Annotated in this window: 12 protein-coding genes; 7 read left to right on the top strand and 5 right to left on the bottom strand. The window is 61.8% G+C overall.

Translation table 11 applies throughout. From position 1 onward, the window contains the following. Positions 1 to 19: 19 nt before the first annotated feature. Positions 20 to 274 (bottom strand): hypothetical protein, encoded by a 255-nt coding sequence (locus Q7V31_RS12525; protein ID WP_304734815.1) that lies wholly within the window; start codon positions 272 to 274, stop codon positions 20 to 22. 149 nt (positions 275 to 423) lie between these two features. Between Q7V31_RS12525 and Q7V31_RS12520 the strand changes: the two genes are divergently transcribed. After that, on the top strand, positions 424 to 2,025 hold the full coding sequence (locus Q7V31_RS12520) for a DNA polymerase Y family protein (protein ID WP_304734814.1): 1,602 nt from the start codon (positions 424 to 426) through the stop codon (positions 2,023 to 2,025). Continuing rightward, positions 2,022 to 5,282 (top strand): error-prone DNA polymerase, encoded by a 3,261-nt coding sequence (locus Q7V31_RS12515; RefSeq protein WP_304734813.1) that lies wholly within the window; start codon positions 2,022 to 2,024, stop codon positions 5,280 to 5,282. Before Q7V31_RS12520 ends, Q7V31_RS12515 begins: the two co-directional genes overlap by 4 nt. Here Q7V31_RS12515 and Q7V31_RS12510 read toward each other — a convergent pair. Further along, positions 5,279 to 5,689 carry a hypothetical protein gene (locus Q7V31_RS12510; protein WP_304734812.1) on the bottom strand — a complete coding sequence of 137 codons (411 nt, stop codon included), beginning with the start codon at positions 5,687 to 5,689 and terminating at the stop codon, positions 5,279 to 5,281. The two genes, Q7V31_RS12515 and Q7V31_RS12510, sit on opposite strands and share 4 nt — an antisense overlap. A gap of 118 nt (positions 5,690 to 5,807) precedes the next feature. Here Q7V31_RS12510 and Q7V31_RS12505 point away from each other — a divergent pair, with 118 nt between their 5' ends. From Q7V31_RS12505 to Q7V31_RS12495, 3 genes are read left to right on the top strand one after another with little or no spacing between them, the layout of a single operon-like run. Next, a complete protein-coding gene (locus Q7V31_RS12505) occupies positions 5,808 to 6,821 on the top strand; it encodes an efflux RND transporter periplasmic adaptor subunit (protein ID WP_304734811.1) in 1,014 nt (337 codons plus the stop codon). Positions 6,822 to 6,830: 9 nt separating this feature from the next. Beyond that, positions 6,831 to 8,081: an ABC transporter permease gene (locus Q7V31_RS12500; protein ID WP_304734809.1), complete on the top strand. Its 1,251-nt coding sequence runs from the start codon at positions 6,831 to 6,833 to the stop codon at positions 8,079 to 8,081. Further along, positions 8,078 to 8,782 (top strand): ABC transporter ATP-binding protein, encoded by a 705-nt coding sequence (locus tag Q7V31_RS12495; RefSeq protein ID WP_304734807.1) that lies wholly within the window; start codon positions 8,078 to 8,080, stop codon positions 8,780 to 8,782. Before Q7V31_RS12500 ends, Q7V31_RS12495 begins: the two co-directional genes overlap by 4 nt. Here Q7V31_RS12495 and Q7V31_RS12490 read toward each other — a convergent pair. Continuing rightward, positions 8,779 to 9,954: a VWA domain-containing protein gene (locus tag Q7V31_RS12490; protein WP_304734806.1), complete on the bottom strand. Its 1,176-nt coding sequence runs from the start codon at positions 9,952 to 9,954 to the stop codon at positions 8,779 to 8,781. The two genes, Q7V31_RS12495 and Q7V31_RS12490, sit on opposite strands and share 4 nt — an antisense overlap. A gap of 91 nt (positions 9,955 to 10,045) precedes the next feature. Here Q7V31_RS12490 and Q7V31_RS12485 point away from each other — a divergent pair, with 91 nt between their 5' ends. After that, on the top strand, positions 10,046 to 10,570 hold the full coding sequence (locus Q7V31_RS12485; RefSeq protein ID WP_304734805.1) for a lysozyme inhibitor LprI family protein: 525 nt from the start codon (positions 10,046 to 10,048) through the stop codon (positions 10,568 to 10,570). 380 nt (positions 10,571 to 10,950) lie between these two features. Here Q7V31_RS12485 and Q7V31_RS12480 read toward each other — a convergent pair whose 3' ends face one another. Together Q7V31_RS12480 and Q7V31_RS12475 are read right to left on the bottom strand one after the other, a co-directional pair. Continuing rightward, positions 10,951 to 11,562 (bottom strand): bifunctional 2-polyprenyl-6-hydroxyphenol methylase/3-demethylubiquinol 3-O-methyltransferase UbiG, encoded by a 612-nt coding sequence (locus Q7V31_RS12480; protein WP_304734804.1) that lies wholly within the window; start codon positions 11,560 to 11,562, stop codon positions 10,951 to 10,953. Between the two features lie 114 nt (positions 11,563 to 11,676). Then, on the bottom strand, positions 11,677 to 12,522 hold the full coding sequence (locus Q7V31_RS12475) for a MoxR family ATPase (RefSeq protein ID WP_304734802.1): 846 nt from the start codon (positions 12,520 to 12,522) through the stop codon (positions 11,677 to 11,679). A 352-nt stretch (positions 12,523 to 12,874) separates the two neighbouring features. Between Q7V31_RS12475 and Q7V31_RS12470 the strand changes: the two genes are divergently transcribed. Then, positions 12,875 to 14,239: a flagellar hook protein FlgE gene (locus tag Q7V31_RS12470; protein ID WP_304734800.1), complete on the top strand. Its 1,365-nt coding sequence runs from the start codon at positions 12,875 to 12,877 to the stop codon at positions 14,237 to 14,239. Positions 14,240 to 14,243 lie beyond the last annotated feature (4 nt).

Below are 14,243 nucleotides of genomic sequence, written 5' to 3'. Positions count from 1 at the left end.
CCAACCTCCCTTCGTTGCGTCAGAAACCCTTGCTGACGCCGATACCTACGCCGAAACCGATGTTCGGCGAGCGGTTGCCTTCTTCCTTCGCACGGATTTCCTTCATCTTCAGCCGGCAATTGCCATAGGCCTCGGTGCCCGGCTCGAAGCCCAGGTCGACGCAATTCGTATGATCGATCGCATCAAGACGTGCCTGCTCGGCTTTCGGGTCGGCGCAGGCGGCCAGTGTCAGTGGCGCAAGAAGCGCGAGAAGGATGAGCGGATATTTCGTCATGGGGCGATGCCTTTCGGGTGTGCGGGCTCATCTTATGCCTGTTTCAGGCAAAAACAGGGCGGTGCGAGATTCGACTCGCCTTCGGGACGTGGCTGAGTCAAAGTGATCGTTCCCTTTTTGTTCTTTTGACGGTTTTTCCGGCGATGCGTATGGACGAAAAAAGGCGGATCGCCGCGCTTTGGCTGCCGCACTGGCCGGTGGAGCGGTTTCGTCGTGCGCTCCGGCGAACGGGCGGCAGGGTTTCGGCTCCCGAGATACCGCTGGCACTGGCTGCACCGGGTCAGGGAGGGGTCCGCGTGACCGCGCGCAACCGGGCAGCGGCGGCGGCCGGCATCGCGCCGGGACAGCTTGTGCCCGATGCAATGATGATTTGCCCAGCGCTCGATTTGCAGGCTGCCGATTTCGGCGCCGATCGGGCGACGCTGACGCAGTTTGCGCTCTGGTGCGGACGCTACACGCCCTGGACGGCGGTCGATCCCGTGGGCATTGGCGCGGAACCTGACGGGTTGCTGCTCGACATCAGCGGTTGCGATCATCTTTTCGGCGGTGAGGCGGCGCTTGTCGCCGATCTGCGGAGGCAGCTTCGCGGGTTCGGGTTGACGGGGCGTGTGGCGGTCGCCTCAACGCCAGGTGCGGCCTGGGCACTGGCGCGGTTTGGCGATGTACCCGCTCTCATCCTGCCGCCGGGAGGTGAGGCGGGCGCGCTCGAAACATTGCCGGTGGCGGCGCTTCGGTTTGATGATGCGACGATCGGTGGGCTGATGCGGCTCGGCCTCAAGCGCATCGGCGATCTTTATGGCAAGCCACGCGCGCCCCTCGCAGCGCGGTTTGGACCCGATGTCGCGCGACGTCTTGACGAGGCGCTGGGCTTCGTGCGCGAACCGATTTCGCCGCTGCGGCCGCCGGCGCCTTTTCGTGCGCGCGGGCTTTTCGTCGAAGGGCTGGTGCGAACCGAAGACATCGTGGAAGCAGTCCGGCTTCTCGCCACCGAGCTTTGCCGGTTGCTCGCAAGCGAGCGGCGGGGTGCGCGGCGGCTCGAACTGACGCTTTTCCGTGCCGATGGTGAAGTGACACGGCTTTTTGCCGGTACCGCGGCCGCTTCGCATGACGCTTCGCATCTAGCGCGGCTTTTCCACGAGAAACTTGCACAGACGGGCGATAATTTCGATGCGGGTTTCGGTATCGAGGCGGCGATGCTGGCCGCGACCGCAGCCGACCCGCTGGTGCCGGCGCAGGACAGTTTCGATGCCAAGGGCGCTGGCGCAGAAGCGCTGGCGCAGATCATCGATCGGTTCGGCGTCCGGCTGGGGCATGATCGCATCGTCAGGCTCGAACCGCGGGCGAGTCACATTCCGGAACGTGCCGTCATTCCCGTGCCGGCGCTCAAGGGTGTGACATCGGCCATGTGCGGCTGGCGCACACAAGTCGAAGAACAGATGGCGGCGGCGCTGACGGGGCGTCTCGCCCGGCCGCTGCGGCTTCTGGCGCAGCCGGAGGCTGTGGAAGCCGTTGCCGAAGTGCCGGAAGGGCCACCGCGGATTTTCCGATGGCGGCGCGTCGCGCATCGCGTGGCGCGGGCTGAAGGGCCAGAGCGGATTGCACCCGAATGGTGGCGGCCTGGCGAACGGCGAACGCGCGACTATTACCGCGTGGAGGATGTCGAGGGGCGGCGCTTCTGGCTCTATCGCGACGGGCTTTACCTGCGCGACACGGAGGGACCACGTTGGTATCTGCACGGTGTTTTCGAATGAGCGTGCCGTTTGCAGAGTTGGCGATTTCGACAAATTTCAGTTTCCTGCGCGGCGCGTCGCATGCCACCGAGCTGGTGCTGGCGGCGAAGGCGCAGGGGCTTGACGTCATCGGCGTCGCTGATCGCAATACGCTGGCCGGCGTTGTGCGTGCCCATGCGGCGGCAAAGGTGGAAGGCTTGCGACTTCTTGTGGGTGCGCGGCTTGTGACGATGGACGGTTTCGAAGTCATCGCCTATCCGCAGGATCGCGCGGGTTATGCGCGGCTGACGCGGCTTCTCACGCTCGGTAACCGGCGCGCAGCCAAAGGCCAATGCCACCTGACGCTCGCCGATGTGCTGGAACATGGCGTGGGGCAATGTTTGATCGCCATGCCGCCTCCTGTGCCGGGCAAGGATTTCACAGCCGCGCTGACGCAGCTCGCACAAGGTTTTCCAGGATCTGTCTGGCTTGGCCTGACGCCGCTCTACCGCGCCGACGACAAGAGCCGTTTCGTTCTTCTCGGCCGTATGGCGCGGGAGGCGGACGTTCCGCTCGTGGCGACCAATGATGTGCTCTATCACACACCGGACCGCAAACCGCTGGCCGATGTCGTCACTTGCATCCGTGAACATTGCACGCTCGCGGAAGCGGGATTTCGTCTCGAAGCGAATGCCGAGCGGCATGTCAAAAGCGGGATGGAAATGGCGCGGCTTCTCGCCCATGCGCCTCAGGCGCTGGCCGCGACACGCGACATTGCAACGCGCTGCGCATTCTCGCTCGATGAACTTCGCTACGAATATCCGACCGACAATTTTTCCGAGCATGAGACGCCGCAAGAACTTCTCGAAAGGCTGACATGGGAAGGTGCGCAGGGGAGGCTTTCCGACGGTGCCGACGACAAGCTCAAGGCGACCATCGTGCATGAGCTGAAATTGATCGGTGAAATGAACTATGCACCCTATTTTCTTACTGTGCATGACATTGTCCGCGAAGCACGCAGCCGAAATATTCTTTGTCAGGGGCGCGGCTCTGCAGCCAATTCCGCCGTCTGTTTCTGTCTCGGTATCACCTCGGTCAACCCGACCGAGATAGATCTTCTGTTCGAGCGCTTCGTTTCGAAGGACCGCAGCGAACCGCCGGATATCGATGTCGATTTCGAGCATGAACGGCGCGAAGAGGTGATCCAGTACATCTATGGAAAATACGGGCGACACCGTGCCGGTATCGCTGCAACCGTCATTTCCTATCGCTCGCGTAGTGCCATTCGAGATGTCGGCAAGGTATTCGGCCTGTCGGAAGATGTCGTGACCGCACTGTCACGCTCGACGTGGGGCTGGTCGAACAGCGGCATCTCCGAAAAGGATGCGCGCGAAGCCGGGCTCGATCCCGGCGACAGGAGCTTGCAGCAGGCGCTGGTGCTGGCGCGGGAACTGATCGGCTTTCCGCGTCATCTTTCGCAGCATGTGGGCGGTTTCGTCATCACCAAGGGTCCACTCGAAGACGTCGTGCCGATCCAGAACGCGGCAATGGATGATCGTACTTTCGTCGAATGGGACAAGGACGATCTCGATACGCTGGGCATCCTCAAAATCGACATTCTGGCGCTTGGTATGCTCACCTGCATCCGGCGCGCCTTCGATCTGCTCGACAGGCATTATGGCATTCGCATGGGGCTTGCCGATGTGCCACAGAATGACCTGGCGGTTTACGACATGCTGTGTGAGGCGGACGCCATCGGCGTTTTCCAGGTCGAGAGCCGGGCGCAGATGTCGATGCTGCCGCGGCTGAAGCCGCGCTGCTTTTACGATCTTGTGGTCGAGGTGGCGATCGTCCGGCCGGGGCCCATACAAGGCGACATGGTCCATCCTTATCTGCGAAGGCGCAGCGGAGGGGAGAAAGTCACCTATCCTTCCGCAGTTCTGGAAGAGGTCTTGCACAAGACATATGGCGTGCCGCTGTTCCAGGAACAGGCGATGAAGATCGCCATTGTCGCGGCGAGCTTTACGCCGGGCGAATCCGACCAGTTGCGGCGCGCTATGGCGACGTTCCGGAAATCCGGCACGATCGGCATCTACCGGGACAAGTTCGTTACCGGCATGATCAACAACGGATATGAAGTGGATTTTGCCGAGCGCTGTTTCAAGCAGATCGAGGGCTTTGCCGATTACGGTTTTCCCGAAAGCCATGCAGCAAGCTTTGCGCTTCTCGCCTATGTTTCCGCCTGGCTGAAGTGCCATTACCCGGATGTTTTTTGTGCCGCGATTCTCAATTCGCAGCCGATGGGTTTTTATGCGGCCGCGCAGCTTGTGCGTGATGCGCAGGAGCATGGTGTCGATGTCAGAGAGGTCGATGTCAATCGCAGCGACTGGAATTGCACGCTGGAAGAGATGGATGATGGAAGTAGGTATGCCGTAAGGCTGGGTTTCCGGCAGGTGAAGGGTTTGCCGGCGGAAGCGGGAGAAACGATCGAGAAGGCGCGGGGCGTGGGCTTCGATTCCGTGCGTCATTTCTGGCTCAAGACCGGGCTCAAGCCTGCCATGATCGAAAGACTGGCGGATGCCGATGCGTTCCGCTCGCTCGGCCTCGACCGGCGAGAGGCATTGTGGGCGGTGCGCGGGCTCGGTGGATATGGCGGCGGTGGAAGCGGTGCACAACCTGCCGCACTGCCGCTTTTCGCGGCGCTGGAGGGGGGCGGTTTTCAACGCGAACAAGAAATGGCGCTGCCCGCCATACCGCTTGGCGAACATGTGGTGCTCGATTATGCGACGCTCAGGCTGTCGCTGAAGGCGCATCCTATTTCCTTCCTGCGACCACGCTTCGCAGCGCGGGGTGTGACACCCAATGCGGGGCTCAAGACAATCGAGGCCGGCCGCCGCGTGACGCTGGCGGGACTGGTGCTGGTGAGGCAACGGCCGGGCACGGGGCGCGGTGTTATTTTCGCGACGCTCGAAGACGAAACAGGCATCGCCAACATCATCATCTGGCCGAAACTTTTCGAGGCGCGGCGGCGTATTGTCATCACGTCAAGGCTTCTTCTGGTGCGCGGGCGGGTGCAGAAAGAAGGGATCGTCATTCATGTCGTGGCCGAGGAACTCGAAGATCTGACGGATGAACTGACAGGGCTCTCGGAGATCGGCGATATTGGCGAGGTGGCGCTGTTGCCGATCGATGAAGTGAAGCGGGCATCACGCGATCCGCGCGAAGCAGTGACCGCCCGGCACGAGGAGCGGCGATTGCGTGCGGCGCGTTTCGTGCCGAAGAGTCGCGATTTTCACTAAGTTGATTTTTGTCGCAGCACCGCGAATTGCGCGGCGCTCCCGGCAACCTCCGTGACCACGAAAAGCCACAATACCGGCGTTGCGCCAAGCGTGATCGCATAGAGAATCAGCGCCATCACGGCGAGGCGCGCGCGGACATCCATCCACGCCAGATCGGCTTCCGGGCGGCGCAACCGCGCCATCGCCCAGAGAACGCCCAGCACGCCCATGATATGAACGAACATCAAGCCGAAGGGCCCTGCCTCGAACATGATCGATGGCGTGCCGAAACCGAGCCATCTGTCGACGAAATAAAGCAAGGCAATCACTGCTTCGGCGATGAAGGGCAGGGCGAAAGGCAAGGTGATCGCCAGATCGACCCAGGCAAAGCCCCGGATCACCCTTGTCTGCGTCTCGTTTCCGCTCATCCCTCTTTCTCCTGATCCTCGATGTGATAAATCGCCCATGCGGCCCGCGCGCATCTTCCGGCCGACTCTGCTATACAAGATGCCATCTGTGAACAGCCTGACCAGCGGCGGAGGCATTTTGCGACAGCGCACGATCTGGGGTGGCGGCATTGCCCTCGCCATTCTTCTGTTGGCTGCGGTCTATTTTCTGTTTCTGCGCGCGCCGGCCATTCAAACGGCAACGCCGACGCGCGGGACGGCTGTGGAGGCCGTTTACGCCACTGGGACGGTCGAGCCCATCGCCTATGCACGAGTCGGTACCAAGATTTCCGGCAGGCTGACCGAAGTGCTCGCGCGGGAAGGTGCAGCCGTCGAGGCGGGGCATGTACTGGCCGTGATTGACGCACGAGAAGAAATCTCCCGCGTTCAGGAGCTCAGCGCACGGTTGCAACTCGCTGTCTCGGAACTTGAGCGCACGCGCACGCTGCGCCGTTCCGGGCATGTGAGCGCCGCCGTTCTCGACCAGATGGAGACCGCGCATGCGGCCGCCGTCGCGGCATTGAAGGGAGCGCAAGCGCGGCTCGACGAACATTTCATTACCGCGCCCATTTCCGGCACGATCCTGCGTTCCGAAAACCAGCTCAAGATCGGCGATATGGCACAGCCGGGGCAAGTGCTTTTCATGGTAGGCGATGCGTCGGCGTTGCAAATCGACGCCGAAGTGGATGAGGAAGACATCCTGAAAGTCGAGCGTGGACAGGAGGCGCTGATCCGGGCCGACGCCTTCGCCGGACAGATTCTTGGGGGAACTGTCAGCGGGATCACGCCGCATGGCGATCCGGTGGCCCGGACCTATCGCATCTATATCGAATTGCCCGCCGACACGCCGCTGGTCTCCGGTATGACGACCGAAATCAACATCGTCGTGCGGCGTGAAGAAAATGCGCTGCTTGTGCCACTGTCGGCGCTGGCAGGGGCTTCCGTCTGGATCGTCGATGGAGGCCAGGCGCAGCTCCGGCCGGTAACGCTCGGCGCTGTGGGGAGTACGGCAGCCGAAATTCTCTCGGGTCTTTCGGATGCGGACATGATCATCGTCAATCCACAGGTGGGCCTCGCCGAAGGCCAGCGTGTGCGGGCGCGCGACGGCAGCTAGAGGTTTCCCATGTTCTGGCGCGTCAGCATCGGCATTGCGGCTGCCCAGCTTTCCTATCGGCGACGGCAGACCATCGTTTCGACGCTGGGCGTGGCGCTCGGCGTCGGATTTTTCGTTGCCACGTCGGCGCTGATGTCGGGTTCGGAACAGGACATGGTGCGGCGGCTGCTCGACAATGCGCCGCACATCACCATCAAGGACGAATTCCGCGCCGCCGCACCGCAGCCGGTTTTCATGGCGTTTCCCGAGGGCGCGGTGACGCTTTCCAGCACCAAGCCGCGCGAATATCTGCGCGGCATCAAAAATCACGGTGCAAAAGTCGAGGAACTGTCGCAGCAGCCCGGCGTGATCGCCGAGGCGGCGCTCATGGGACAGGCAATTGTCCGCTATGCGTCCAAGGATGCCAGTGCCGGCATCGCGGGGATCGATCCCGAGAAGGAGAGGTTCCTGACGACGATAGAGGACAATATGCGCGAAGGCAGCCTTATGCGCCTCAAGACCTCGTCGCAGGGCATGGTCATCGGCCGCGGCATGGCAACCCGCCTTGGCCTCGGCATGGACGATCTTGCGACCGTGGTGTCGCCGACCGGGCTGGTCCGGCGGATGAAAGTGGTCGGCATCTTCCGCACCGGCAACCTGCTGCTCGATGAAGGTCAGGCCTATATGCTGATTAAGGATGCGCAGGTCCTTCTCGACAAGCCGTTCATCGCCAATCGTATCCGCATCAAGATAGCCGATCCCGACATCGCCGAGGATATAGCCGCCCAGCTTGAAGCGCGCTGGGGCTATCGCACGGAATCCTGGCAGGAAGTGAACCGGGACTTTCTGGGTCTGTTTGTCATCCGCAACGTCATTACCTATTCGATCGTCGGGGCGATCATGGCCGTCGCTTCCTTCGGGATATTCAACATCATTTCGACCATCGTGATGGAAAAGAGGCGCGACATCGCGATCCTCATGTCGATGGGGTTTCGGGCCGCCGACATTCAGTGGATTTTTCTGGTGCAGGGCGTGTTTGTCGGATTGATCGGCATGGTGCTTGGCTGGGGGATCGGGCTGGTGTTGCTGCAAATGCTCGGCTCGGTCGAGATCAACGTGCCGGGCCTGATGGACACGCAGCGCCTGCCGCTTGCCATCGGGTTTTTCCAGTTCGGCATTGGCGGACTTTTTGCGGTTTCGTCGGCGGTTGCTGCGGCGTGGTTTCCGGCGCGCAAGGCGGCGCAGGTCAGGCCCGTCGACATCATCCGAGGTGCAACATGAACGCGACCGCCGGCGAGGTGCCGGTCATCGAACTCAGGGGCGTCACGCGCATCCTGCAGGAAGCGGTGCCGGTGACCCTGGTGCGCGATATCGACCTTTCGATTCGACGCGGCGAGTTCGTCAGCGTTACAGGGCCCTCCGGCTCCGGCAAGTCGTCGCTGCTCTACCTGCTCGGATTGCTTGACCTGCCGACCAAAGGTCATGTGTTCATCGATGGCGAAGACACGTCGGGCTACTCGGTCGATAAGCTCGCCGAAGTGCGTCTCGCCAAGCTCGGCTTCGTGTTCCAGTTTCATTTTCTGCTGCCGGAGTTCACCGTCCTGCAGAATGTCACGCTGCCGATGCTCCGGCTCGGACGTCTGAGCGAGAGCGAGATTCACGAACGCGGTATGTCTCTGCTGAGGGATTTCGAAATCGACGATCAGGCCAAGAAGCGGCCCGACCAGCTTTCAGGCGGACAGCGCCAGCGCGTCGCGGTTGCCCGTGCGCTCGCCAACGACCCGGCGGTGATTCTCGCCGACGAGCCGACCGGCAATCTCGACATGCGCAACAGTGAAATCGTGCAAGGCATTTTCGCCGACCTCGCCGCGAAGCAGGGCCGCACCGTGATTGCGGTCACGCATGACAAGGATTTCGCAGACGCGGCGCCGCGCAATGTGCATCTGGTCGACGGGAAGATCGACAGCGATACGCGGCGCTAGCGCGAGAGCTCACGCATCGCGTGGTCGAGGCCTTCCAGCGTCAGCGGGAACATGCGTTCGCCCATGATCTGTTTGATGATCTGGAGAGAAGGCGTGTATTCCCAGTGGCGCTCCGGGATCGGGTTGATCCAGATGGCGCTTTCGTAAATCTGGTTGACGCGCTCAAGCCAGATGCCGCCGGGCTCTTCGTTCCAATGCTCGACCGAGCCGCCGGCATAGGTGATTTCGTAGGGGCTCATGGTGGCATCGCCGACGAAGATGACCTTGTAGTCGGACGGATATTTGTGGAGCACGTCCCATGTCGACATTTTCTCGGCATGGCGGCGGCGGTTGTCCTTCCAGACGCCTTCATAGAGGCAGTTGTGGAAGTAGAAATATTCGAGGTTTTTGAATTCGGTGCGCGCGGCCGAGAACAGTTCCTCGCAGAGCTTGATGTGGCTGTCCATCGAGCCGCCAATGTCGAAAAAGATCAGCACGTTGATCTTGTTGCGGCGCTCGGGGCGCATGATCAGGTCGAGATAGCCCTGATGCGCGGTCGCCTTGATGGTGCCGTCGAGATCGAGTTCGGTCGGCGCGCCTTCGCGGGCGAAGCGGCGCAGACGACGCAAGGCGACCTTGATGTTGCGGGTGCCGAGCTCGACCTGGTCGTCGAGGTTCTTGTATTCACGCTTGTCCCAGACCTTGACGGCCTTGCCGTGACGGCCTTCCTTCTGACCGATGCGGATGCCTTCAGGGTTGTAGCCATTGGCACCGAAGGGCGATGTGCCGCCCGTGCCGATCCACTTGTTGCCGCCTTCGTGGCGTTCCTTCTGTTCCTCAAGCCGCTTCTGCAGCTCTTCCATGATCTTTTCCCAGCCGCCCAGCGCCTCGATCTGCGCTTTTTCTTCATCGGTCAGGAATTTTTCGGTCAGCGCCTTCAGCCATTCTTCCGGTATGTTGGCGAGCTCGCCGTCGCCGACCAGTTCCAGTCCCTTGAAGACATGACCGAAGACGACGTCGAATTTGTCGAGGTTTCGTTCGTCCTTCACCAGTGACGCGCGGGAGAGGTAGTAGAAGTCCTCAACCTTGCGGTCGATGATGTCCGAGTCCATCGCCTCAAGCAGGGTCAGATATTCGCGGAGCGAAACCGGTACATTGGCTTTTTTGAGTTCATGGAAGAAATGGACGAACATGAGGTTTTCCGGGCTTAATTCGGTGAATGGCGCGTTGGCGGCAGTTTAGGGCCTCAAGGCCGCAGAATGAAGGGGCTCGGACGGTTCATTTATGAAGATGGTCAAGTTGAGATTCTTGCCGGTTCTTGCCGTTTTTATGGGTTTTGGCGGGGCGGCTTGTGCCGAGCCGCCGGACAATCCCTGGCTTGCCGAGGGCGCGGCCGGGAGCCTGATCGAGGCCTGTCTTGTCGCCGCATCGAGCGAGGAAGAGGGGGGCGACGCGCCCCGGCAATGCAGCGATGCCTATTTCACGGCCTGCGCCGAGCAAGGCGACTGGACCACGCATGCGATGAACCAGTGCCAGGGCGCGGCGCTGGGCTATTGGGAGGGTGTCGCGAAAGCGCGGGAGCGTGCGGTTTTCGACATCGAGGACCAGCGGTTGACCGATTATGTGGAGGTCAGCGGTGTCGCCTATGCGGCTTATCGCGAGGCGCGCTGCCAGCGATTCCTGCTGCCGATGGGGACGATGTATCTGCAAATGTATGCGGCCTGTCTGACGGAAACGACGATGGAGCGAGCAGCCGACCTTGCGGATTTTCTTGGCGAGCAACCGTTGATCGTGCCGGAGCCCGATTAGACACGCGGAAACGGCCCCGCGGGCGACATGCGGGTTCGGCCAGAGATATAGAGGGGCGCGGAGTGACTTCGACCGCGACTCTAATTTGTTTTTTGAGCGCCCGAAGACACTCCGCGCACGACGTTTTTGCCCCGATGCCCTCATCCACCCAACAGCTTCGGGTTCTTCCGAAGAGGAACCGTCTTGCCGAGCGGGTCATAGTGCCCGCGCCCTTCTCGCATCGGGAGCCCCGGAGCGCCGGGGTGCGTTACTTCCCCGGCGGCGCAGGCGCCGCCCAAACCTTCATGCAACGGACGCTCCGGAGCATCCCTCTTGAAGGCGGTACACATAAGATGGGGGCTGAAAGCAGGGTGGGGATAAGTTTTTTTGGGGGCGGGAGGCTATTCATCCCTCAGCGCATGCAGAAAAAGCCACTCGGTCGGCTTGCCGTCATAGCCGCTGCCGCCGGTTTCCTCAATCTCCACGCCGGACCAGCGCGCGCTCGCCGCGATCCAGGCGGCGAGTTCATCCTTCGAGGGATAGTTGTAGTAGCGGCCGAGCGTGTCGCGTCCTTCTGCGTCGCCTGACTTGAAGCTTGCGAAGAGGCGGCCGCCCGGTTTCAGCGCCCGGTGGACACGGGCAAGGATGCCGACGATGGAGTCGCGCGGTACATGGAGAAGCGAGGCGTGGGCCCAGACGGCGTCGAAGGCCTCAACGTCCTCGATTTCGTCGAAGCGCGCGACGCGAACGGGTTTGCCGAGGTGGCGGCTTGCGATGGCGGCGAGACCGGCGGAACCGTCGAGCGGCGTTACCTCGAAGCCTGCCTCGATCATCGCCACCGCATGGCGCCCGTCGCCGGAGCCGAGGTCGAGGACATGCGCGCCTGGCGCGAGATGGGCGAGGAAGGCGCCAAGCGATCCGCTCACATTGCTCCTGTCACCGCGCGCGGCATAGGCCGCCGCTTCGGCGTCGTAGAAGGCGAGGGTCTTCGGATCGTGAGTCTTGTCGTTCACGGGTGCGATCTCATCCGATAGTGAAAAGCCCGCGCGGATGAGGCGCGGGCTTTGCTTGTTAAAGACTTGTATGGCCCGCCAGATCGGAGGGCCGGGCCATGACGAAGAAGGGTGTCAGTTCCGTTCCCGGCGTGCCAGGAAGGCCAGGCGTTCGAAGAGGTGGACGTCCTGCTCGTTTTTCAGCAGCGCGCCGTGGAGCGGCGGGATCAGCTTGGTCGGGTCCTTCTCGCGCAGCGTTTCCGGCGAGATGTCTTCCGAGAGCAGCAGCTTCAGCCAGTCGAGCAGCTCGGAGGTCGAGGGCTTCTTTTTCAAGCCCGGGACTTCGCGGATCTCGTAGAAGATGTTGAGTGCTTCCTGCACCAGCTTGCCCTTGAGGCCCGGGAAGTGGACATCGATGATGGCGCGCATCGTGTCTTCTTCCGGGAACTTGATGTAGTGGAAGAAGCAGCGGCGCAGGAAGGCGTCGGGCAGTTCCTTTTCGTTGTTGGAGGTGATGATGACGATGGGGCGGATTTCGGCCTTGATGGTCTCGTTGGTCTCGTAGACGTAGAATTCCATCCGGTCGAGTTCCTGCAGCAGGTCGTTCGGAAACTCGATATCGGCCTTGTCGATCTCGTCGATCAGCAGGATCGGGCGCTTCTTGCGCTCGAAGGCTTCCCAGAGCTTGCCCTTGGAAATGTAGTTGCGGATATCCCTGACGCGCTCGTCGCCGAGCTGGCTGTCGCGCAGGCGCGAGACCGCGTCATATTCATAAAGGCCCTGATGCGCCTTGGTGGTCGACTTGATGTTCCAGGTGATCAGTTCGGCGTCGATCGCCTTGGCGATCTCCTCGGCCAGCACCGTCTTGCCGGTGCCGGGCTCGCCCTTGACCAGCAGCGGACGCTGCAGCGTGATCGCCGCGTTGACCGCCACACGCAGGTCGTCGGTGGCAACGTAATCCTTCGTTCCCTCAAATTTCATCGAACTTGCTTTCCCCTGGGACGCGGGAACTGACGCTTACCAAGCGCAGGCCGCTCATCGAATTGCTGAACGGCTGAGAAACTAATGGGTGACCTTGGCCGGTTCAAGGAAAAGGCCTGTTCGCCGCCGACGCCGGACCCTGCCGCATTCGAACGGACAGGCGCGGCGGCCGGTGCCGCCCTTGCGGCAATTTCTGCCGGGCAGGGGGCAGGGGCTGCAGAGTTCCGAAACAGTTAACGAATGGTAACATGTTGATTTTGTTCACAAAAATCGATGGCCCGCTCCTTGCTCACATGCAGGCAGCACGTGTTCCGCAGAGCCCCTGCCGGGACCCACCGCATGGAGAAGAGCCATGAGTTTCTTTGGATCGATGTCCACCGCCATTTCCGGCATTCGCGCCCAGTCGAGCGCGCTCGGTCACATCTCGGACAATATCGCCAACTCGCAGACGATCGGCTACAAGCGCACCGATACGAGCTTCCAGGATATCGTCACCGCGTCCTCCAGCCGCAACCATTTGCCGGGCGCGGTTCTGGCGGCGCCTTCCTTCACCAATTCGGTGCAGGGGTCGATCGACGCTTCGGAAGTGCCGACGCATATGGCGATCAATGGCGAAGGCTTCTTCATCGTTTCGTCGACCATCGCGACCGTCGACAACCAGCCCGTCTTCGACAACGTCAACTACTACACGCGGCGTGGCGACTTCACGATGGACCGATACGGCCATCTCGTGAACGGCGCCGGTTATGCGCTGCAGGGGCTCGCCATCGATCCGGTGACCGGCAATCCGGTGGGCGACACGCCCGGCCGCATCCAGATCAACCGCGACTTCCTGGCGGCGCGGCCGACCAATTCGATCAGCTACACGGCGAACCTGCCGGCCTGGCCGAAGACGGTCAATGCCGATACCGGTGTTGCCAACAGCGAGCTTTTGACGGTTGGCCGCTTCACGCCGCCACTCGCCGATCTCTCTGCAATCCCGGCCAGTGGCGAAGACATCTTTCTCGACAACTCGCTTTCGGGCGGCGCGGTCACCGGTTACGACTCGCTCGGCGCGCCGGTCAACATCCAGCTGCGCTGGTCGAAGGTCGACAATGCGGCCGGCGGCGGCGACGAGTGGAACCTGTTCTACAAGACCGACGACGCCGCGGTCGGCGCGGCCGACAAATGGGTCAATATCGGTCAGTCCTATGCGTTCGATGCGCAGGGCCGACTGGCACCCGCTGTCGACTCGACCACGATTACCGCCCTCACCGTCAATGGCATCAATCTCGGCGATGTGACACTCAATCACGGCTCCTCGAACATCACGCAGTTCCAGAGCACGGGTGGCACGGTTGCGGTCAACACGATCGACCAGAACGGTTATCCGTCGGGCGAGCTTGTCAGCGTCGCTGTGTCGGAGAATGGCCGGATCACCGGCACTTACTCCAACGGCAAGACGATCGATCTCGCCGAAGTGTCGCTGGCCAAGTTCAATGCGCCGGACAAGCTGAAGAAGCTCGACGGCACGGCCTTCGCCGCGACGCAGGAATCGGGCGAGGCCATTCTGGGCGCCGGCGGCAACATCATCGCCTCGGCGCGCGAAGCGTCGAATGTCGACATCGCCGACGAGTTTTCGAAGCTGATCGTGACGCAGCAGGCCTATACGGCCGGCACACGCATCGTGACGACGGCCGATGAACTCATTCGCGAAACGCTGAATATGAAGCGCTAACAGG

This window comes from Parvibaculum sp., assembly GCF_030651915.1.
In the GTDB taxonomy this organism is placed as follows: Bacteria; Pseudomonadota; Alphaproteobacteria; order Parvibaculales; family Parvibaculaceae; genus Parvibaculum.
This window is presented reverse-complemented; position numbering and strand designations above follow the sequence as displayed.

What these genes read in the sequence shown, in the direction of transcription:
- Q7V31_RS12525 (WP_304734815.1), bottom strand. Translation starts at nt 274, where the DNA reads ATGACGAAATATCCGCTCATCCTTCTCGCGCTTCTTGCGCCACTGACA.
- Q7V31_RS12520 (WP_304734814.1), top strand. Translation starts at nt 424, where the DNA reads ATGGACGAAAAAAGGCGGATCGCCGCGCTTTGGCTGCCGCACTGGCCG.
- Q7V31_RS12515 (WP_304734813.1), top strand. Translation starts at nt 2,022, where the DNA reads ATGAGCGTGCCGTTTGCAGAGTTGGCGATTTCGACAAATTTCAGTTTC.
- Q7V31_RS12510 (WP_304734812.1), bottom strand. Translation starts at nt 5,689, where the DNA reads ATGAGCGGAAACGAGACGCAGACAAGGGTGATCCGGGGCTTTGCCTGG.
- Q7V31_RS12500 (WP_304734809.1), top strand. Translation starts at nt 6,831, where the DNA reads ATGTTCTGGCGCGTCAGCATCGGCATTGCGGCTGCCCAGCTTTCCTAT.
- Q7V31_RS12495 (WP_304734807.1), top strand. Translation starts at nt 8,078, where the DNA reads ATGAACGCGACCGCCGGCGAGGTGCCGGTCATCGAACTCAGGGGCGTC.
- Q7V31_RS12490 (WP_304734806.1), bottom strand. Translation starts at nt 9,954, where the DNA reads ATGTTCGTCCATTTCTTCCATGAACTCAAAAAAGCCAATGTACCGGTT.
- Q7V31_RS12485 (WP_304734805.1), top strand. Translation starts at nt 10,046, where the DNA reads ATGAAGATGGTCAAGTTGAGATTCTTGCCGGTTCTTGCCGTTTTTATG.
- Q7V31_RS12475 (WP_304734802.1), bottom strand. Translation starts at nt 12,522, where the DNA reads ATGAAATTTGAGGGAACGAAGGATTACGTTGCCACCGACGACCTGCGT.
- Q7V31_RS12470 (WP_304734800.1), top strand. Translation starts at nt 12,875, where the DNA reads ATGAGTTTCTTTGGATCGATGTCCACCGCCATTTCCGGCATTCGCGCC.